The following is a 20628-nucleotide window of genomic DNA, read 5'->3' on the forward strand; positions in this document are numbered from 1 at the left end:
TGCGTCCACGCGCGCTCGCCGGAATAAAAGAGATCGTGGGAGCCGGTCGGGCCCCCACGATCATCAAGCCCTTGGGCTTACTCGGCCTTGGTCAGCCAGCGCGTACGGTGGATGTCCTTGGCATTGTCTTCAAAGCCGGTGATCTTGGGCGACACCACGTTCTTGGACACATACCAGTAGATCGGGATCGCCGCGAACTGGTCCATGGCCAGCGTCTCGGCCTGGTGCAGCAATTCGGCGCGCTTGGCCAGATCCAGCTCCACGGCCGCATCGGTCATCAGCTTGTCGAAATCAGGGTTCGAATAGCGGCCGTAATTATTGCCCCAGTTCATCGTGTCACCCTGCTGGGTGCCGGTCTTGAGCAGGTCAAGCGTATTGGCGGCATCCGAATAGTCGAGCAGCCAGCCGGCGCGGCCGACCTGGAAATCGCCGGCGCGCAGCGCATCGTAATGCACGGCAGTTTCGGCATTGAACAGCTCGACCTTCACACCGATCGGCTCCCACATGGCTGCGATCGCCACGGCGATACGCTGGTGGTTGTCATTGGTGTTGTAGCGCAGTTGCAGGGTCAGCGGGTTTTCCGGCGTATAGCCGGCAGCGGCCAGCAGTTCCTTGGCCTTGGCCACGCGTTCTTCATAGGGTTGGGTTGCCCATTCGGGCATGTAGACGTCGCCCTCGTAATTGGCCGTGCCTTCGGGAACCCAGCCATAGGCCGGCAATTCGCCCGTGCCCAGGATATCGGGGCCGATCACGTCGCGCAGTACCGAGATCGACAACGCCTCACGGATGGACGGATCGTTCAGCGGCGGCTTTTCCTGGTTCAGCACATAGTAATAGATGCCCAGGAACGGTTCGACATGGGCCTGGCCGGGCAGGTTGTCCTGGATCCACTGATACTGGTCCGAAGGCAGGTCGGTCAGGATGTCGAATTCGCCGGCGCGGTAGCGGTTGAGCGCCGCCGCCTGATCTTCGAGGACGTGGTAATAGACCTCGTCGATCTTCACATTGGCTGCGTCGTAATAGTCTTCGTTCTTGACCGAGTGGACATAGGAGCCCGGCAGCCATTCGGTGATCTTGAACGGGCCGTTGGCGACAATGTGCTCGATATCGGTCCAGGCGTCGCCGAACTCGTCCACCAAGTGCTTTGGCACCGGATAGGCGGTGTAATGGGTCAGCGCCTGCAGGAAGTATGGAGTTGCCGCTTCAAGCGTGATTTCGACGGTTTTGTCATCGAGCGCCTTGACGCCGAGCTGGCTGAAATCGGTGATTTCGCCCGAATTGATGGCCTCGGCATTCTTGATCGGATATTGCAGATAGGCATATTCCGAAGCGGTCGCCGGGTTCATCAGGCGCTGGAACGCGAACACGAAATCTTCGGCCGTGACAGGCTCGCCATCGGTCCACTTGATGCCTTCGCGCAGATGGAAGGTATAGACCGTGCCATCTTCCGAAATGTCCCAGCTCTCGGCCTGGCCCGGAATGGCGTCCGCCTTGGTGTCTTCGGTGACCAGACCCTCGATATAGTCGCCGACGACGCGGTTTTCCCAGTCGCCCGACACCTTATGCGGATCAAGCGAGCCCGGATCGCCACCATTATGCATCTGCAGCGTGACGGCCGAAGCGGCCGTGCTCATCATCAGCGCCACGGCGCCGGCGGCCGCTACCGCCGTCAGGGTTTTGTGAAGTTTCATGCTCGTTCCCATCTCCTTTTGGAGTTTCCTGAGTTTTTTCTTGTCCCGCGCGTTTGTTGCAGCGGGTGGGGTAGTCTTGTGGCCGTCAGTTTTGACCCGACGGTCAAGATTGCTGGACGGTATTACGCAATTCCGTCCACTGACAAGTAAAACATTGACCTAAGCGTCAAGGCCGCCGGAATTATTAACATGCTGTGAAGCCTGAGAGACACAGCCTCCTCAGGCGCCGCCCAACAACCCTGCCTGGCGCGCGAAATAGACAGCAACTGCCAGAGCCACCAGCGCCACAAACGGCACCCAGCCCGGCAGCGGGCCGCGTGGCTTTTTTACCGGTGGCTCGGGCTGTTTCTCGATGCGGCGGAACTTGACCACATTGTCGCTCATGACGGACTCTCTACCAGGGCCGCGACACCCATGCCGCCGGCCGTACACACCGAAATCAAAGCCCGTTTTCCCGGCGCCGTCGACAGCATTTTCGCCGTAAGCCCCAAAATCCGCGCGCCGGTCGCGGCAAAGGGATGCCCATAGGCCAGGCTCGATCCCTTGACATTGATCTTGGCCGGGTCGATCACGCCCATCACAGCATCGCGCCCCAACACGTCCCTGCAATAGGCTGGGTCGTTCCAGGCCTTGAGCGTGCATAGCACTTGCGCGGCGAACGCCTCATGCAGCTCGAAATAGTCGATATCGTCAAACCCGATCCCGGCCCGCGCCAGCAGTTCCGACACCGCAATGGTGGGCGCCATCAGCAATCCTTCGCCATGGGCAAAGTCATTGCCGGCTACCCGGCCCATGGTCAAATAGGCCAACACCGGCAGGCCCCGCGCCCGCGCCCAATCCTCGCTCGCCAGCAGCACGGCACTGGCCCCGTCGGTCAGCGGCGTCGAATTGGCCGCCGTCAGCGTGCCGAGGCCCGAATTCTTGTCGAAAGCCGGCTTGAGGCTGGCCATCTTCTCGAGATTGGCATCCGCCCGCACATTATTGTCGCGCACCAATCCGGCACACGACACCAGCAGATCGTCGTGAAACCCCTCGTCATAGGCCTTGGCCGCATTGCGATGGCTGGCCACTGCCAGCTCGTCCTGCGCCTGGCGCGAAATCCCCCAATTGCGCGCCATCAGCTCACAATGCTCACCCATCGACAGGCCCGTCCGCGGCTCCTGCGTCGAGGGCGCCACCGGCGCCAATTCGCCAAACGAAAATCCCTTGAAGGCACCGAACTTTTCCCCGGTCGAACGAGCCTTGGACAATTCGATCATCCGGTGCTGGAATTTATTGCCAAACACTACCGGACTATCGCTGACCGTATCCGAACCCGCCGCAATCCCGCTCTCGATCTCGCCAGTGGCTATCTTGGCCCCCAGCACCAGCGCCGCCTGCAGGCTCGTGCCGCAGGCGATCTGTATATTCGTCCCCGGCGTACGCGACGAAAACCCGGCATCGAGAGAGGCTTCCCGCGCCAGGTTGAAATCCCGGCTATGCCCGATGACGGCCCCCGCCATCACCTCATCGATCTTCTCGCCCTTGAGCCCGAATTTGTCGGCCAACCCACCAAGCGCCGTCGCCAGCAGCGACAGATTGGTCTCGTCGGCATAGGCCGTGTGCCCCCGCGCAAACGGCGTCCGGACCGAGCCGACAATGGCGACTTTACGCAATTCGGCCATGTCTCAAGCCCTCCCATCTGCACGTGCTTTGAGAGGACCACCCAGGAATGGCGCAAAGCCCGTCCCAAGGATCACTCCGATATCGGCCAGCCCCGCATTGGCGACCACGCCCTCTGCCACCACCACTTCGGTTGTATCGACCAGGGGCTGCACCAATTCACGCCCCAGTCCGGCCAGGTCGGCATGGGCCGGCGTCTCACCCTTTTGCGCCTTGCCATCGACCCACTTGTAAAAGCCTTCGCCACTCTTGCGGCCCAGCTTGCCCGCACTCACCAGCCCCGCGAATTTGGACTCCGCGGGCACCGCCTGCCCCAATTCCCGCGCCACCGACTGGCCCACATCGAGCCCAACCGTATCCATCAACTCGATCGGCCCCATCGGCATGCCGAAAGCCACGGCCGCAGCATCAAGCAATTCCTTGCTTTCGCCCGCTTCCACCCGCTTCACTGCACCCAGCATGTAGGGCATCAGCACACGGTTGACGAGGAACCCCGGTGCCGACTTGACCACAACCGGTGACTTGCCAATCGCCAGCGCAAACGCCGCGCCCTTGCCAATCTCCGCATCGGAATTGAACGTGGACCGGATCACCTCCACCAGCGGCAATTGCGCCACCGGATTGAAGAAATGCAGCCCGATCAGCCGCGCCGGGTCTTTGAGCCCCTCGGCAATCCGCTCCAGTTCGATGGAGGATGTATTGGTAGCCAGGATCGCGCCGGGTTTCAGCTGATCCTCGATCCCGCTGAAAATCGCCTGCTTGACCTCGAGCTTTTCCACCACCGCCTCGATGATCACATCGGCCCGCGCCACGCCCTTGCCAGTCGGGTCCGCTTCAAGCCGCAGCATGGCCGTGTCCACCTCGCGCTTGCTCTTGAGACGCTTCTTGAACAGCGCCTTGCCCCGTTCCAGCGCCGGTTTGATGCGCGCCATGTCGATATCCTGCAGCGTCACCGCCATACCGCGCAAAGCGCACCAGGCTGCGATATCGCCGCCCATCACCCCTGCCCCGATCACATGCACCCGCGCAAACTTTGTGCCCTTGGCACCCTGTTTCTTCAAACCTTCGGAGGCAAAAAACACCCGCCGCAGATTGGTCGCCGTCTCTGTCCCCATCAGCGGCACGAAAGCGTCGATCTCCCCCCGGCTCATCGCCTGCCAGTCATTGCCATGCGCCTCGAACAGATCGATCAGCGCGAACGGGGCCGGATAGTGTTCCTTGCGCGCCTTCTTTCCCGCCTCTTCGCGCATCTTGCTCGCCACATAGCCGCGGATCGGCCCCATCGCCATCACTCGCTTGACCGGCGGCGCGGATTTGCTCTTGCGCTTCTGCAACACCGCCTTGCGCGCCTCCCAGGCCAGCATGTCGCGATGCCGCACCAGCTTATCGACCAGGTTCAGCCCCCGCGCCGCACCGGCCTTCAGCATCTTGCCCGTCAGCATGATCCCCATGGCATCAACCGGCCCCGCCTGCCGGATCGAGCGCCCCGTACCGCCAAAGCCGGGAAAGATCCCCAGATTGACCTCCGGAAATCCGATCCGCGTCTTCTCGTCATTGACCGCAATCCGGTAGTGGCAGGCCAGCGCCAGCTCCAGCCCGCCGCCCAGGCAGAACCCGTGTATCCCCGCCACCACCGGCACTTTGAGCTTTTCGATCCGCGTAAACAGCGCATGCGTGCGCTTCAGCGCCTCCGGCAGCACCGAAAAATCGCTCATCGCATCGAATTCGCTGACATCGGCCCCGGCAATGAACCCGCTATCCTTGCCGCTCAGCAGGATCACCCCGATCACCTCGCCCGAGCTCGCCAGGTCTTCGATCCGCGCCACCAGCGTTTCCAGCTCCATGATCGCCTCGCGGCTGAGCGTATTGACCCCGGCCCCCTGGCTATTGATCGTCAGCCAGCCGAGCTTTTCCACATCGGTGTGAAAGCTCCAATGCTTGGTCACCGTCTCCTGCAGCGCAATCATTTTGCCTCCTCAAATCGTTTGGCTTGTCGCCATATTTCCGCCGGCCCTATTCCGCCGCCAGTTCATCCGGTGCGAAATCATCTACCTTCACCACACGATCGGTCGCCTCGTCCGCCGCCCGCATGATCCCGGCCTCGTTCTCATTGAGCACCCCGGCCGCCACCGCATCGGCAATCGCATCGCGATCCAGCCGCCGCTCGATCACACCCTTGCGCGCCGCCTTGACGAACCGTGCCTCGATCTCCTCGGCCTCGGTCACCTTGAGCAGCCCGTCTTCGAGAACGCCCGTCACGTCATTGGGGTCCATCGATACGAACACGCCCGTGGTCAGCCGGTCGCGAAACGCCCCCGGCCGCAGCACCGCCCGCACGAAGCGATAATTCACCCGGTCACTGGCGGGCCTCGCATGCCGCCCCAGCGGGAAGCACAGGAACCGCATCGCATTGGCCAGCAGCCCATTGGGGAAATTGGCAAACACCTCGCCAAAGGTCCGCTCCATCGCCGCGATCCGGTCCGCCATGATGGCATCGACCAGCTCCCGGTCCTCGACCAGGCGCCCCTCTTCCTCAAACCGCTTGAGCACAGCCGACATCAGGTAAAGCTCGCCCAGAATATCGGCCATCCGCCCGGAAATCTTCTGCTTGCGCTTGAGCGCCCCACCCAGCACCACCGTGGTCCAATCGGCCACGAGAGCAAAATCCTGGCTATAGCGATGCAGCTTTTTATACCAATGCGCCATTTCCGACTGCGCCGGCGCAGAGGCAAAAGCGCCATTGCTCACCCCATGCACGAAACTGGCGGCAATATTGCGCAACATGAATTTGGTATGTCCGCCAAAGGCCAGGTCAAACTGCTCCAGCCCTGCCGCCTTGTCGGGATTCTGCGCCGCCGCGATTTCCTTGTAGAGGAAAGGATGCGCCCGCAGCACGCCCTGCGCAAAGGTCATCAGGGTGCGCGTCAGAATATTGGCGCCTTCCACCGTGATGGCCACCGGCGTCGCCATATAGCCGCCGAACAGATAATTGCCCGGCCCATCCTGGATCGCCCGCCCGCCGTGAATATCGAAGGCATCATCCACGCTGTCGCGCATCGCTTCGGTGGTGCGATATTTGAGCAGCGCCGAAATCACCGCCGGCCGCTGCCCCTCATCCACCATCGAGGCCGTCAGCCGCCGGCTCGCTTCAAAGGTATAGGCGCGCTTGACCATCTCCCCGAGCGGTTCGGCCACGCCCTCCATGATCCCCACGGGAATGCCGAATTGCCGCCGGATCCGCGCATAGGCCGAACTCACGCGCAAAGCCTGCTTGATCGAGGTCGTGCCGATGGCCGGCAGCGAAATCGCGCGGCCCGTCGACAGGCACTCCATCAGCATGCGCCAGCCCTGCCCGGCCCGGTCCACCCCACCGATCAAAAAGTCCATGGGAATGAACACATCCGTGCCGCGCGTCGGCCCATTCATGAAAGCCTGCCGCGCCGGAAAATGCCGCCGCCCGATTTCGACGCCAGGATGATCGCGCGGCACCAGCGCCAGCGTAATCCCGATCTCTTCACCCTTGCCCAGTAGATTATCCGGGTCCTTGAGGATGAAAGCCAGGCCCACCAGCGTGGCAATCGGGGCCAGCGTAATATAGCGCTTGTCCCAGCTCAGCCTGATGCCCAGCACCTCCTGGCCCTGATAGGTCCCCTTGGTGACAATGCCGATATCGCGCATGCCGCCGGCATCCGACCCCGAATGCACGCCGGTCAGCGCAAAGCACGGCACTTCAATTCCCTTGGCCAGCCGTCCGAGATATTGGTCTTTCTGGCTCTGTGTGCCGTATTTTTCCAGCAATTCGCCCGGCCCGAGCGAATTGGGCACCATGACGGTGATCCCCGCCGCCACCGACCGGCTCGAAATTTTGGAAACGATCATCGACTGCGCCTGCGCGCCAAAACCCAGCCCGCCATATTCCTTGGCAATCAGCATGCCCAGGAACCCCTTGTCCTTGAGAAACTGCCAGACCTCGGGCGACAGATCAGCGCGATTATTGCGCGTGTCCCAATCGTCGATCATGGCACAGACCTCATTGGTCGGCCCGTCAAGAAACGCCTGCTCCTCAGCCGTTAGCGTCAGCGGCCGGATATCGGTCAGCTTGTTCCAGTCAGGCTTGCCGGAAAACAATTCGGCATCCCAGCCGATGGTACCGGCATCCAGCGCATCCTGCTCGGTCTTGCTGACCTTCGGCAAAATGGATTTGACCAGCCCATAGACCGGCCGTGTCAGCACCGGCTTGCGAATGGCCTCAACGCTGAGCAGCAACAACACCGCCCCCGGCACCAGCGCCAGCAGCAGGCCAGCAAAGCCGCCATCAAGCGCAAGGCCGCTCCCGCTCACATCAAGCCGGCTCAGCAGCCCGATCACCAGCGCCGCCACGCCCCACTGCCAGAGCGGGCTTTCCCGCCAGGCCAGCACGCCAAAAACGATGAGGCTGATCACGAAAAGCGCAAGTGTCACGGCGGCCTCCTCCCAAAACGTCAGACCGTTCCCCGGTCCTCCGGTTCTTACTGGGCCTGCCGCGCTCAACCATAGCGCGTCATATCCCCAGTGTTGAGGCCGCAGTTTACCGTGCTTTACGTAAACGTCAACTAACGACACATTACGTTCACGCAAGCGTAGGAGGAGCACCCATCCAAGCGAACCCGCCGCTTGCATGGCTCCCTCCATTCATCGTCATCACCCGGCTTGTCCGGGTGATTCATCTCTCAGCGTACGCGGCGCCAATGGATTGCCCGGACAGGCCGGGCAATAACGATGGACCTGAAAGCCGTTCTTGAGCCTCCTTCCCCTGCTCAAAATCCCCCGTCACCCATTTGACGCTAACGTAAAGCCATGGAATACTGCGTCTATAAGGGCAAAGCCCAGGCCTAACGGCACGAGGAGGGACATTGATGGACCAGCGCAACGAGCGGGCAACGCGCCCCTGGATCGCCAGCTACCCTGACGGCATCGCCTGGGACGTCAAGATCGATACCCGCCCGGTGCATGAGCAGGTGCTGGCCGCCTGTGCCAAAAATCCCCTCGCCACCGCGCTCGACTTCATGGGCGGCACCACCAGTTTCGGCGAACTGGCCCGCAAGATCACCGCCTTTGCCGGCGCATTGCAGAGCCAGTTCGGCGTCGGCAAGGGCAGCCGGGTGGCCATCATGCTGCCCAATACCCCCTTTTACCCCGTCGCCTATTACGGCGTGCTGCGCGCCGGCGGCACCGTGGTCAATTGTAACCCGCTCTATACTGTCAAGGAGCTCAGCCACATCGCCGCCAATGCCGGCGCCGATCTGCTGATCACGCTCGACCTGCAGCAGATTTTCGAAAAGGCCGAACAGCTGGTCCAACTCGGCCATGTCAAATCGCTGGTCGTCTGCCACTTCCCCGACGCGCTGCCGCTACCCAAAAAGATTCTCTATTCCATCGCCAGGCGCAAAGACCTCGCCAAGCTGCGCAAGTCCCCCGTCCGCGACCGCATTGCCGCATTCAACGAACTGATCGACCGCAAGGAAACGCCATCGGCCGTGGTCATCGATCCCTATAAGGACATCGCCGTCCAGCAATATACCGGCGGCACGACCGGCGTGCCCAAGGGAGCCTTGCTCTCCCACACCAATATCGCGGCCAATATGAGCCAGATCGATCAATGGGGCTGCGGGCTGTTCTATCCACCCACCAAGGTGGTAGCCGTGCTGCCCTTCTTCCACATCTTCGCCATGACGGTTTGCATGAACGTGCCGCTCTGCAATGGCACGCAAGTGGTCATGCTGCCCCGCTTTGAGCTCAAGGCGCTGCTCGACCTGTTTGCCCGCACCAAAGCCAATGTGCTGCCTGCCGTGCCCACCCTGCTCTCCGCCATAGCCCGTGCCGAAGACCCCAATATTTCCGCCAAGCTGGCAAGCCTGGAAGTCGCCATTTCCGGCGGCGCCGCCCTGCCCAATGAAATCCGCGCTAATTTTGCCAAAAAATCCAAGGCGCTGCTGGCTGAAGGTTATGGCCTCACCGAGGCTTCCCCCGTTGTCTGCTGCGCCGCCCTGCGCGTGCCATCCAAACCCATGTCCATCGGCCTGCCCCTGCCCGGCACCGATATCCGCTTCGTCGGCATCGACACCAATGAAGTGGTCGCCATTGGCGAAAACGGCGAACTTCAGGTCCGCGGCCCCCAGGTCATGACCGGCTATTTCAACAATGACGAGGCCAATGAAGAAGCCTTCCATGATGGCTGGCTGCGCACCGGCGATGTCGGCCATATGGACGAAGACGGTTATGTCTTCTTGGTCGATCGTACCAAGGATCTCATCATCTGCTCAGGCTTCAACGTCTATCCTCGTATCATAGAGGAAGCGCTGATGACCCACGAGGCGGTCGAGGAAACCAATGTCATCGGCGTGCCCGACGAATATCGTGGCGAGGCGCCGGTCGCCTATATCAAGCTGAAATCCGGCAAGGCGGCCACCGACACCGAGCTCAAGCTGTTCCTCGCCGACAAACTCAACAAGATCGAGATGCCACGCGAAATCATCTTCAAGGATGCCCTGCCCAAGACCCTGATCGGCAAGCTCAGCAAAAAGGAATTGCGCGAGGAATACGCCGCCACAAAGGCCCAAAAGCCGTGAACCGCCCTGAAACCGAGAGCCGCGATCTCTTTGCCATCGCCGATCTGGCAAAGGAATTCGGCATTTCCACCCGCGCCATTCGCTTCTACGAAGCCAAGGGCCTGCTGGCCCCCGAACGCGTCGGCGCCACCCGCATCTTCCGCCGCCGCGACCGCGCCCGGCTGATCCTGATCCTGCGCGGCAAACGCCTCGGCTTCTCGCTGCGCGACATTTCCGACTATCTCAGCCTCTACGACGCCGACCGCAGCCAGCAGGTGAGCCTCCTCATCGGCAAGGTCGACGAACGCCTCGCTTCGCTCCAGGCCCAGCTCTCGGACCTGCAAACGACGATCGCCGAGCTCAAGGAAATCAAAAAGTTAGCCGACGAGCGCATCAAGCAGGCAGGATAGCCTCTTCCCTTCTCCCCTCGTGGGAGAAGGTGCCCGAAGGGCGGATGAGGGGGGCCTTGCCCCGCTACAAGCTGGGTAGCTACCGCCCACCGCGCCCCTTCCCACCCTTGGCAAAAAAATCCGGCTTCTTGGGCTTCACCCAGCCCTTGGGTGGCTGCCGCACCGGCACTTGCGTGCCCAGCCCCATCGCGCCGGGCGGCGGCTGGCTGACGGTGACGCTCACCGCCCCATCCTCGCTCACCACCGGCACCTCCCCCTTGAGCCGTGCAATCTCATTGCGGAGCGCCGTCGCCTGCTCGAAATCCATCGCTTCGGCCGCCGCCGCCATCTGTTTCTCCAGCGCCAGCAGCCGCAAATGATTGGATCGCGATGACATTGTTTTGCTCTCCTGCTCTTTCGAATGCGTCACGCCCACCGGGTTCACCCTCCCCCTTGTGGGGAGGGAAGCGAGATAGGACTTAGCGCTTGCTAAGTCCGTAATCGAGCAGGGTGGGGGTATGCTTCCGCAGGTGCAGTGCTCGTGGCTCACCCCCACCCTTGATCCCTCCCCACAAGGGGGAGCGTGTCGACTGAATCCTCAACTGCTCAATATAAAAACCGCCATATCCTCCAGCGTCCCCGCCTCCGCCGCCGGCTTGTCCCACCGGATCCGGCTGATGCGCGGAAACCGCAGCGCCACCCCCGACTTGTGCCGGCTCGAAACTTGGGCGGAGTCAAACGCCACCTCGAATACCAGTTCCTTGCGCACCTCCCGCACCGGCCCGAACGAAGCCAATGTATTGGCTCTGATCCATTTATCCAGCAGCTTCAACTCCTCATCGGTGAAGCCGAAATAGGCCTTTCCGATCGGCACGATCTCATTCCCCTTCCACACGCCAAACGTATAGTCCGAATAAAACGAACTCCGCTTGCCATGCCCGCGCTGCGCATACATCAGCACGGCATCCACCACATTGGGGTCGCGCTTCCACTTGAACCAATACCCCTTTGGCCGCCCCGGCACATAGGGCGAGGTTTTGAGCTTGATCATCACCCCCTCGTGCCCATGCTCGTCCGCCCCCTGCCGCCGCAGCCGCGCCAGGTCATCCCAATCGGTGAACGGCAGCACCTCGGACAGGTCCAGCCGCGTCTGCGGATTGGCCGCGAACCATGCCTCCAGCCGCTTGCGCCGCTCCGTCCATCCCAGCACCCGCACATCCTCGTGCCCATCGAACAGCATGTCATAGACGCGAATAAACGCCGGGCTCTCCTTGAGATGCCTGGCCGACGCCACCTTCTTGTTCAGCCGCTGCTGCAGGTCGTTGAACGAACCCGGCTCGAAATCCCGGCCCACCAGCAGCTCCCCATCGAGCACCGCCAGCCCATGCACATTCTCGACAATGTCGGGAAATGCCGTCGCGATATCATCGCCCGTGCGCGAAAACAGCGACACCGTCCCCCCGCCCAACACCAGTTGCACCCGAATGCCGTCCCATTTCCATTCTGCCGAGAAATCCCTGGGATCGAGCTTGGCGAGGTCTTTCTCCTCGTCGATCGGATTGCTCAGCATCAGCGGGTGAAACCGCGCCGACTGATCGATATCGGGCCGCCCCGCCTTGCCATCGAGCCAGGCAAAAAGATCGAGATAGGGTACCTTGAGCCCGTGCCAGACTTCCTCGATCTCCTGCACCTCGACGCCACTCATCTCAGCTAACGCCGTCTTGGCCAGCCGCGCCGAAATCCCGATGCGCAGCGCCCCCGTCGCCAGCTTCACCAGCGCCCAGCGCTCATTGATCCCCGCCCGCGTCAGCAGCGAGGCAATCAGCTTGGGCAATTCGCTCTTGGAGGTCGTATTGAACAGCTCGATCAGATCGGTCAGCGACGGCAGATCTTCCTGCGCCCCGTGATGTGGCCAGATCAGCGCAATCGTCTCGCCCAAATCACCGACATAATCGTAGCTCATGGCGAACAGCGTAGCGTCCACCTCGGCCAGCACCGTTTCCTTGAGCAAAGCCGGCTTCACATTGCGAAAGCTCAATGCCCCGGTCAGCACTGCGAGCGCAAAGCCCCGGTCTGGGTCCGGCACCTCGCGAAAATATTGCGTCAGCGCGGCCAGCTTGCGCGTCCGCGACGGCGTCAGCGCCAACAGTTCCAGCAATTGGGCAAACCGCTTCACGCCTCGCCCTCCCCGCCATCATCCTCAAAGCCCTGGATATTGAGCGGCTCGGCCTGCAAGCCCTGCGTCCGGCACCAATAGACCAGCGCATCCTCCCGCCCATGCGTCACCCATACGGTTTGCGCCTGGGTCTCGCGAATGGTCTGCTGTAGTTCCCCCCAGTCGCAATGGTCCGAAATTACCAGCGGCAATTCCACCAGCGCCTGCCGTGCCCGCTGCTTGACGCTCATCCAGCCCGAGGCCTGGCACGTCACCGGATCGGGAAACCGCCGGCTCCAGCGGTCGCGAATAGCCGAGGGCGGCGCGATCACGATCTGCCCGGCAAAAGCTGCCTTGGACAGATCCAGCGCCGGCCGCAAATCCCCCAGGCTCACACCCAGTTCCTCATACAGCGCGCAGAGCCGGAGCATCGCCCCATGCAGATAAATCGGCGCGTCATACCCGGCATCCCGCAACAGCCCGATTACCCGCTGCGCCTTGCCCAGCGCATAACACCCGATCAGATGTGCCCGCTCAGGATTGTCCGCCACCGATTTCAGCAATCGCCCGATTTCAACACTCGGTTGCGGATGCTGAAACACCGGCAGCCCAAACGTCGCCTCGGTGACCAGGAGGTCACATTCCACCAGCTCATAAGCCTGCGCCGTACGGTCCGCGAGCCGCTTGTAATCCCCCGTCACCACCACGCGCTGCCCGGCCTGCTCCACCAGCACCTGCGCCGACCCCAGAATATGCCCCGCCGGATGCAGCGTGATCGTCACATCGTCGATCCTGAGCGGTACGCCAAAATCCAGCGGCTCGAACCGCCCGGCACAATCATCGCCATACCGGGTCTTCATGATGGCAATCGTATCGGGCGTCGCCAGCACCGCCCCATGTCCCGCCCGCGCATGATCCGCATGCCCATGGGTAACAATCGCCCGCTCCCGCGGCACGCTCGGATCGATATAGGCATCGATCGCCTTGATATGCAGATTTCGATCGAGGATCGGACTGGCCATGGCGCGATGATAACGCAAGGTGGGCAAAGTGGTTCATCCAAGACGATGGATCATGGTAGACCTCACACCCCTCCCCACCGTCATTACCCGGCTCGTCCGGGTAATCCATCTTGCTGAACTACGAGCCCGCTACCGCACTCCGAGCAACCATGCGCTCACATCCTCCCATTCGGGATTGACCGCCTCGATCAAATTGATCTTCCACTGCCGGGGATATTTCTTGATCGCCTTTTCGCGCCGGATCGCATCGACAACCAGGTCATGCTCTTCCAGCCATACCAGCGTCTTGACGCCGTAGCGCGAGGTAAATCCCGGCGTCAGCTCATGCTGATGTTCCAGCAACCGCCGCGACGGATATGACGTCACCCCGGTATAGAGCGTGCCATTTTTCTTGGACGCCAGAATATAGACATAGCCCTTCATGACACCGAACATGCCGGAAGATGGATCACCGGGACAAGCCCGGTGATGACGATTGCTGAGAGTATGGAATTCAAACCCATACCCTCCCCACCGTCATTGCCCGGCCCGTCCGGGCAATCCACCTTCCTTCATCACAAAACCCTGCTCACCGCCATCAGCCCCGGCCGCGTCTCATTGGCTGCGGTAATCGCCGCCTCCCCGCCCAGCACCACGACATGGCCATGCCGCGCCACCGCATCCACCGCCTCGGCCAGCCGCTTGAAGTCCCCGGCCGCCGTGCCAAGCACCTCATCGCGCCGCTGCTGCCGGATCGCGTCCGTCGTCCCCGTCAGCACCCGCCACATCGATGAATACCCCTTGGCATCGGGGAATTCGTACCCATCGATATCCCCGATCACCCCGATGATCGAGCGTGTCAGATCATTCTCGCCAATCCCGGCATTGAGCGCCTTGGCAGCCCCGTCATAGGCATCCAGCGTCTTGAGCAGATTGGGATCACGATAAGACAGGAACGAGAAATTGCCCGAGGTCAGGTCAAACCGGCTGGAGCCACCATAGGCCCCGCCCTGCACGCGCACCTTGTCCCACAAATAGGTGGTGTTCAAAAACTTCAGCACCACGCTGGAAGCGCCCGTCAATTCGAACCCGAGGACCCGCAGATTGGCCCCCTTGCCGACGTAATTGACCTGCGCCGGAATGATCAGCCCTTCCGACTTGGGCGCGAGGTCTACCGACCAATCGGCAAAGGCCGGCGTGCCATTGGGCAGCCGCCCGAGGAAGCTCTCGATCTCCCCCTTGGCTCGATCCCAAAGCGAACCGTCGGCTGTGACATTGACCACCATATGCCCGCGCTGGAACAGCGTATCGCGTATCCGCACCAGCGCCGCTTCCACACTGGCCCAATCGCTGTCGATCCGCTGCACCAATTCGCGCAGGAAACCCAGATAGCTCACGCCACCCGATTGCTCGGCAATCCAGCCCGCCTCGGACAGGCCGGACTTGAGCCGCGTGTCGACAATGGCATTGCCCCCCGGCACCAGCCGCGTTTCAAACCCGGCTTTTTCCTCCAGCGCCATCTGGCGGAACCGCTCGCGATTATCCAGCCGCGCATCGAGCAGCACATCGCCCATAATGGCGAGCATTTCCTCATGCTTGTCCGGCACCGCCTTGCCCGAAAGGAAGAACCACGCCGCGCTGCCATCGCTCCCCTGCCGCGCCGACAGGCCCCGATGCTGGGCAATCCCGCCCGTCGAGCGCCCGATGCGCTGCGTCAGCGATACGAAATCCTGTTTGCTCGTCCCGGTCTGCAACAACGCCCGCCCGAATAGCGGCAGATAGGGCAAAAGCTCCTTGTCCAGCACATGCAGATCAAAGCCCAGATCGAGATAGACGATCCCCAGGGTCGGCAGGTCATGATAGAATAGCCTGGTATCAGCCAGTGTGCCGATCTCGATCGGCACCGTGCGGCTTTGACGCGGCAGGTCGGCCAGTGTCAGCGTTGGAATCTTGGCCAGTTCCGCCGGATCGTCCACGCTTTCCTGCAAGGCCTTGAGCTTTTCAGTCTCGGCCACCACCGCTTCCAGCGCCGCCCCATCCAGCCCTTGCCGCACCGCCGCCAGCTTCGCCACTTCTTCGGCTGCTTCGCGCGCGCCCTGATCAGGGTCTGCACTCAGCGTCACCGTGGTACGATGAGCATTATCAAGGAACAGCCGGGAAATTTCCCTGGCGAAATGCCCCTCTGCCGCCTTGGCCTTTAGGCTCGCCAATGGCCCCTCGAACGCCAATGGCTCCAGCGGATCCCCGCCATGCAGCCAGCCATTCATCGCGGTGAACATATAGGTCATGCCGCGCGGGTAAGACCCGGTATTGTTCTCGCGCAGCGAGAACTCGAAGGTATTGATCGCCGCTTCCAGCTGGTCTTCGGCAAAGCCCTTGTCAGCGGCATCCTTGAGCGTCGACAGGATCAGCGCCTCGACCTTTTCGGCATCCGCCGCATCGATCCCCTTCATGCCAAAACTCGCTATCGGCTGGCGCAGGCCCGAGCCGATCCCGCCCCCGGTCATGCCCTCGCCCAGCCCCGATTCGGTCAGCGCCTTGCGCAAAGGCGCCGCGGGATTGCCCGCCAGCAGATAGCTCAGCATGGAATGGCTCAGTGCTTCCATACGGTCCACTGGCGGATCGATCATCCAATTGACCGACACCATGCCGTCGCGCGCCTTGCCCTCGCTTTTAGGCCCGGCATAGGTCGCCACAATCTGCCGCGGCGCATTGAACCGCGGCTGCAGCTGCACCTCGGCATCCACGTCCAGTCGCTCGAACTGGCTGAAATATTCGTCCAGGATCGCGAGCCTTTTGCCCGCCTCATCATCACCCGAGAAAAACGCCCGGGTATTGGACGGGTGATAGAATGTATCGTGAAACTCTTTGAACTGCTTATAGGTCAGCTCGGGAATAGCCTTGGGATCGCCGCCCGAGGACTTTCCATAAGTAATATCGGGATAAAGCGAACGTTGGCTCAAATCCCGCATCACCGCGTCGGGCGAAGAAAACACGCCCTTCATCTCATTGAACACCACGCCCTTGTAAACCAGCGGAGCCCGCACATCCTCCAGCTCATAATGCCAGCCTTCCTGGCGGAACGTGTCTTCGCTGATCAGCGGAAAAAACACCGCATCGAGATACACATCGACGAGGTTGTAAAAGTCCTTGAGATTCTGACTGGCCACCGGATAGGCGGTTTTGTCGGGAAATGTCATGGCATTGAGGAACGTGTGCATACTGCCTTTGAGCAGCTCCACAAACGGCTTCTTGACCGGATATTTGCGGCTTCCGCACAGCACCGAATGCTCAAGAATATGCGCAATGCCCGTCGAATCCTGCGGCGGCGTCTTGAAGGTTACGCCAAACACCTTGTTCTCATCGTCATTGACGAGGCTAAGCACCTCCGCCCCGGTCTTTTTGTGCCGGAACAATTGCACTTGCGAATTGACCTCCGCGATGTGTTCGTCACGGATCAGCTCGAATGCGGGATGGGACATGCAGGATACTCGGCGTGTTCTTATCGGTTGCCCGTCAACGTAGGCACCCCCACCCCGATCCGCCAGCCCCTGCGGCCACACCATTACGCATTTGTAACGCGGTCCCGCAAAACGAGTGAGAGATCCCTCCTATAGTGGGAGTGTTTGCTTTGGGCGCATTCAAGAATGCGGTGTCATTCCGGCGCAGGCCGGAATCCATGTCCGTGGCGATCCGCATACATCCAGCGTTGGGATGGCCTTCAGCATGGATTCCGGCCTGCCGGAATGACATCGTGGGTGGGTAAGTCCAACGATGAACACGCCCCTATCAGGGCGGCTCCGATGCCCGGCATGCCTCTCAGCCGCTAGAGGGGTGCGATGCCTCCGCCAGCACCACGCCCAATCAAACCCACCAGCCCCAAACGGCAAAAATCACTCAAAATAATCCGGGAAATCCTCGATGGTCTGGGCCAGCAGCACTTCGGCGCGTTCCAGATGTTCGCGCATGGCCTGCTCGGCCGCCGCCACATCGGCCCGGCCAACCGCCGCCGCGATTTCCTTGTGCTCGGCAATGGCGCGCTGGCTCGAGGAGACGCCCAGCGTCAGGTAGCGCACCCGATCCAGCTGGATCTTGTGATCGTCGATCAGCTGCCATGCATATTCCACCCCCGCCAGCCGGGCGAGCGTACGATGAAACAATTCATCCAGCGTATGAAACGCTGCCCTGTCATTGGCCGCAGAGGCCTTTTCCTGGTCCGCGATCAACCCGTTGAGCACCGCCAGGGCATCCTTACCCGGCTTGGCCGCCACCCGCCGGATGATCTCGACTTCAATGGATTCGCGGATGAACCGCGATTGCCGCACCCCATCGGGCGAGATTTTCTTGACCACAGTGGCCCGCTTGGGCCGGATCAGCAGCAGTCCTTGCTGCGCCAGGCGGATAAAGGCCTCACGTACCGGCTGGCGCGATACCCCATAACGGCCCGCAATATCGCTTTCGGAAATCACATCGCCCGGCCGCAACGCCATGGTGACAATCTCGTCGCGCAACGCCCGCACGACGCGCAGCGCAATGGTTTCCTCGTTCGTTTCCAGCACCTGGGCCATCGTCTCGTTGTTTCCTCCCCAACCATGCCCGGTTTAAGCGCGCCCAATTCCGCCAATCGGCCGCGATCCACAGGTTTTTGGTCTTTTGCCTTCCCGCAGCGATGTCATCCCCGCGAAAGCGGAAACCTCTGTTTGCCGCTGCCCACGTTCAAAATGATCAAAACAACTAGTGCCCTCCGCAATCTTGTATGGTAGATGCTCCACAACCGCCTGTCCATGGGCGCAATAATCGCATCGAGACTGGAGAAAATCGAATGGCCAAGACCTACGCACTGGTGGGAACCGGGGGTCGGGCGCGGATGTTTTATGAAGCCATCCTGGGTCCTCATCGCGAGCATTCCCGTCTCGTCGCGCTTTGCGACACCAACCAGGTCCGCATGGATTACACCAACCGCGCGATCGAAAAAGAGCTGTCTGGCAAGGCTGTCCCCACCTACAAGGCCGCCGGCTTCGCCAGGATGATCGCCGAGACCAAGCCTGACACGGTCATCGTCACCTCCATCGATCGCACCCACCACCAATATATCATTGCCGCGCTCGAAGCCGGCTGCGACGTGATCACCGAAAAGCCCATGACCACCGATCCCGAAAAGTGCCAGGCGATCCTGGACGCCGTCGAGCGGACCGGCCGGTCGGTAAGGGTGACCTTCAACTACCGCTATGCCCCGCACAATTCGGCATTGCGCGAACTGATCGCCGAAGGCGCCATCGGCACCCCCACTTCGGTGCATTTCGAATGGCTGCTCGACACTCGCCACGGCGCCGATTATTTCCGCCGCTGGCACCGCGACAAGCGCAATAGCGGGGGCCTGATGGTCCACAAATCGACCCACCATTTCGACCTGGTCAATTTCTGGCTCAGCAGCCAGCCCGACACGGTCTTTGCCATGGGCGACCTCAAATTCTACGGCCGCGCCAATGCCGAGGAGCGTGGGGTATTCACCCCCTATACCCGCACCACGGGCGTGCAAGCGGCCAAGGATGATCCCTTCGCCATCGATCTCACCGCTAACCCGGTCCAGAAGGGCCTCTATTGGGATGGCGAAAAGGAAGACGGCTACCAGCGCGACCAGAACGTGTTTGGCGACGGCATCTCAATCGAAGATACGATGAACGTCATGGTCCGCTACCGCAACAAGGCGGTCATGACCTATTCGCTCTATGCCTATGCCCCCTGGGAAGGCTTCAACGTCGCCATCAACGGCACCGGCGGGCGGCTCGAGCTGATGGTGCGCGAAACCTCCTACATCAATGCCGGTTCCACCTCGACCGCCGAAGGGGCCGCCAAGGGCGTCGATCTCTACCACTTCCCCCTGCATGGGCAAGCCCGCGTCATCCCGATCAAGCATGCCGAGGGCGGCCATGGCGGCGGCGACAACATCATGCTCAACGAAATCTTCGGCGACGCCACACCCAGGCCCGGCTACGGCGCCAACCATCGCGACGGCGCGCTGTCAATCTTGACCGGCATCGCCGCCAACCAGTCCTTCGCCACCGGCCTGCCGGTGGACGTGCGCAAACTGGTTCGGTTCTGAAGCCAAAAGGGCCCGGCACGCTTTCGCGCCGGGCCCTGTGAATTGCCGGTTACCCCTACCCCCAAATGCGCAAAATCATGCTAACCATACGTCAACCCATCTGCCTGAAGTGAGTCTCCGGTTGAACTGAGACGTGACTGGCCGGCCTGGAGATTTGATGAAGGTAGCAATCGACATGGGCGCGACGACGGGGTCTGCGCCCGCCACGCTCGATCTCGAGGAATTGCTGGCTACGCGTTTGTTAGTGCAGGGAAATTCCGGCTCCGGCAAATCCCATTTGCTGCGCCGCCTGCTCGAACAAAGCGCCCCCTGGGTACAGCAATGCATCATCGATCCCGAAGGCGATTTCGTCACCCTCGCCGATAAATTCGGCCACGTCGTAGTCGACGCCACCCGCACCGAAACCGAGCTTACCCGCATTGCCGGCCGCATCCGCCAGCACCGCGTTTCCGTCGTGCTCAATCTTGAAGGCCTCGACGTCGAGCAGCAAATGCGCGCCGCCGCCGCATTCCTAGGCGGCATGTTCGATGCCGATCGCGATTTCTGGTACCCCGTCCTCGTCGTCGTCGACGAGGCCCAGCTCTTCGCCCCCTCCGTGGCCGGCGAAGTCTCCGACGAAGCCCGCAAGCTCTCGCTTGGCGCCATGACCAATCTCATGTGCCGCGGCCGCAAGCGCGGGCTTGCCGGTGTCATCGCCACCCAGCGTCTCGCCAAGCTCGCCAAGAACGTCGCCGCCGAAGCCAGTAACTTCCTGATGGGCCGGACCTTTCTCGATATCGACATGGCCCGTGCCGCCGATCTGCTGGGTATGGAAAAGCGCCAGGCCGAGCAGTTTCGCGCCCTGGCCCGCGGCCATTTCGGGGCTCTCGGCCCCGCCATTTCCCGCCGCCCCATGCCGGTCACCATCGGCGCGGTCGAAACCTCGGCCCGCTCCACCAGCCCCAAGCTGACCCCCTTCGAGGCTCCTGTCGACGCCGCCGAGCTGATCTTCACCGCCAGCCCCGAAGAGATCGTCCGGCCCGTAGTCCGCCGCCCAGCCC

The 20628-nt window shown here is 61.6% G+C and carries 15 protein-coding genes; 4 read left to right on the forward strand and 11 right to left on the reverse strand.

Features of this window, described 5'->3' with window-relative positions; genetic code table 11:
- Positions 1–77 precede the first annotated feature (77 nt).
- The 5 genes from FF80_RS06320 to FF80_RS06335 form a co-directional block, all read right to left on the reverse strand.
- Positions 78–1691 carry a peptide ABC transporter substrate-binding protein gene (locus FF80_RS06320; protein ID WP_035098678.1) on the reverse strand — a complete coding sequence of 538 codons (1614 nt, stop codon included), beginning with the start codon at positions 1689–1691 and terminating at the stop codon, positions 78–80.
- A gap of 219 nt (positions 1692–1910) precedes the next feature.
- Complete coding sequence (locus FF80_RS21845; RefSeq protein ID WP_160172805.1) at positions 1911–2075, reverse strand: hypothetical protein; 165 nt, start codon at positions 2073–2075, stop codon at positions 1911–1913.
- Complete coding sequence (locus FF80_RS06325) at positions 2072–3355, reverse strand: acetyl-CoA C-acetyltransferase (RefSeq protein WP_035098681.1); 1284 nt, start codon at positions 3353–3355, stop codon at positions 2072–2074. Before FF80_RS06325 ends, FF80_RS21845 begins: the two co-directional genes overlap by 4 nt.
- Positions 3356–3358: 3 nt before the next feature.
- Positions 3359–5320 (reverse strand): 3-hydroxyacyl-CoA dehydrogenase NAD-binding domain-containing protein, encoded by a 1962-nt coding sequence (locus FF80_RS06330; protein WP_035098684.1) that lies wholly within the window; start codon positions 5318–5320, stop codon positions 3359–3361.
- Positions 5321–5366: 46 nt separating this feature from the next.
- A complete protein-coding gene (locus FF80_RS06335) occupies positions 5367–7814 on the reverse strand; it encodes an acyl-CoA dehydrogenase (protein ID WP_035098686.1) in 2448 nt (815 codons plus the stop codon).
- A gap of 434 nt (positions 7815–8248) precedes the next feature.
- Here FF80_RS06335 and FF80_RS06340 point away from each other — a divergent pair, with 434 nt between their 5' ends.
- Both FF80_RS06340 and FF80_RS06345 read left to right on the forward strand, forming a co-directional pair.
- Complete coding sequence (locus FF80_RS06340) at positions 8249–9961, forward strand: long-chain fatty acid--CoA ligase (protein WP_035098688.1); 1713 nt, start codon at positions 8249–8251, stop codon at positions 9959–9961.
- Entirely contained in the window at positions 9958–10350 is a 393-nt protein-coding gene (locus tag FF80_RS06345; RefSeq protein WP_035098690.1) for a MerR family DNA-binding protein, read from the forward strand. The genes FF80_RS06340 and FF80_RS06345 overlap by 4 nt, the downstream gene beginning before the upstream one ends.
- A 79-nt stretch (positions 10351–10429) precedes the next feature.
- Here the strand turns inward: FF80_RS06345 and FF80_RS06350 are convergent, their stop codons facing one another.
- From FF80_RS06350 to FF80_RS06375, 6 genes are all read right to left on the reverse strand, one after another.
- Positions 10430–10726, reverse strand: coding sequence for a UvrB/UvrC motif-containing protein (locus FF80_RS06350; RefSeq protein WP_052153255.1), 297 nt, complete (start codon positions 10724–10726; stop codon positions 10430–10432).
- Between the two features lie 201 nt (positions 10727–10927).
- The gene (locus FF80_RS06355) at positions 10928–12505 is read right to left on the reverse strand and encodes a cisplatin damage response ATP-dependent DNA ligase (protein WP_035098692.1); all 1578 of its coding nucleotides are present in this window, start codon (positions 12503–12505) and stop codon (positions 10928–10930) included.
- The gene (locus tag FF80_RS06360) at positions 12502–13506 is read right to left on the reverse strand and encodes a ligase-associated DNA damage response exonuclease (protein WP_052153260.1); all 1005 of its coding nucleotides are present in this window, start codon (positions 13504–13506) and stop codon (positions 12502–12504) included. Before FF80_RS06360 ends, FF80_RS06355 begins: the two co-directional genes overlap by 4 nt.
- A gap of 129 nt (positions 13507–13635) precedes the next feature.
- Positions 13636–13929 (reverse strand): GIY-YIG nuclease family protein, encoded by a 294-nt coding sequence (locus FF80_RS06365; RefSeq protein ID WP_035098755.1) that lies wholly within the window; start codon positions 13927–13929, stop codon positions 13636–13638.
- Positions 13930–14060: 131 nt separating this feature from the next.
- Positions 14061–16967 carry an insulinase family protein gene (locus FF80_RS06370; protein ID WP_035098694.1) on the reverse strand — a complete coding sequence of 969 codons (2907 nt, stop codon included), beginning with the start codon at positions 16965–16967 and terminating at the stop codon, positions 14061–14063.
- Positions 16968–17378: 411 nt separating this feature from the next.
- The gene (locus FF80_RS06375) at positions 17379–18053 is read right to left on the reverse strand and encodes a GntR family transcriptional regulator (protein WP_035098696.1); all 675 of its coding nucleotides are present in this window, start codon (positions 18051–18053) and stop codon (positions 17379–17381) included.
- A 254-nt stretch (positions 18054–18307) separates the two neighbouring features.
- Between FF80_RS06375 and FF80_RS06380 the strand changes: the two genes are divergently transcribed.
- Complete coding sequence (locus FF80_RS06380) at positions 18308–19588, forward strand: Gfo/Idh/MocA family oxidoreductase (RefSeq protein WP_035098698.1); 1281 nt, start codon at positions 18308–18310, stop codon at positions 19586–19588.
- A 157-nt stretch (positions 19589–19745) separates the two neighbouring features.
- Positions 19746–20628 (forward strand): ATP-binding protein (locus FF80_RS06385; RefSeq protein WP_035098700.1); only part of this gene is annotated, 883 nt, incomplete at its 3' end.

This window comes from Devosia sp. LC5, from assembly GCF_000735585.1.
GTDB lineage: Bacteria > Pseudomonadota > Alphaproteobacteria > Rhizobiales > Devosiaceae > Devosia.

Coding starts and splice junctions, on each gene's coding strand:
- FF80_RS06320 (WP_035098678.1), bottom strand. CDS start 1,691: ATGAAACTTCACAAAACCCTGACGGCGGTAGCGGCCGCCGGCGCCGTG.
- FF80_RS21845 (WP_160172805.1), bottom strand. CDS start 2,075: ATGAGCGACAATGTGGTCAAGTTCCGCCGCATCGAGAAACAGCCCGAG.
- FF80_RS06325 (WP_035098681.1), bottom strand. CDS start 3,355: ATGGCCGAATTGCGTAAAGTCGCCATTGTCGGCTCGGTCCGGACGCCG.
- FF80_RS06330 (WP_035098684.1), bottom strand. CDS start 5,320: ATGATTGCGCTGCAGGAGACGGTGACCAAGCATTGGAGCTTTCACACC.
- FF80_RS06340 (WP_035098688.1), top strand. CDS start 8,249: ATGGACCAGCGCAACGAGCGGGCAACGCGCCCCTGGATCGCCAGCTAC.
- FF80_RS06350 (WP_052153255.1), bottom strand. CDS start 10,726: ATGTCATCGCGATCCAATCATTTGCGGCTGCTGGCGCTGGAGAAACAG.
- FF80_RS06360 (WP_052153260.1), bottom strand. CDS start 13,506: ATGGCCAGTCCGATCCTCGATCGAAATCTGCATATCAAGGCGATCGAT.
- FF80_RS06365 (WP_035098755.1), bottom strand. CDS start 13,929: ATGAAGGGCTATGTCTATATTCTGGCGTCCAAGAAAAATGGCACGCTC.
- FF80_RS06370 (WP_035098694.1), bottom strand. CDS start 16,967: ATGTCCCATCCCGCATTCGAGCTGATCCGTGACGAACACATCGCGGAG.
- FF80_RS06375 (WP_035098696.1), bottom strand. CDS start 18,053: ATGGCCCAGGTGCTGGAAACGAACGAGGAAACCATTGCGCTGCGCGTC.
- FF80_RS06380 (WP_035098698.1), top strand. CDS start 18,308: ATGGCCAAGACCTACGCACTGGTGGGAACCGGGGGTCGGGCGCGGATG.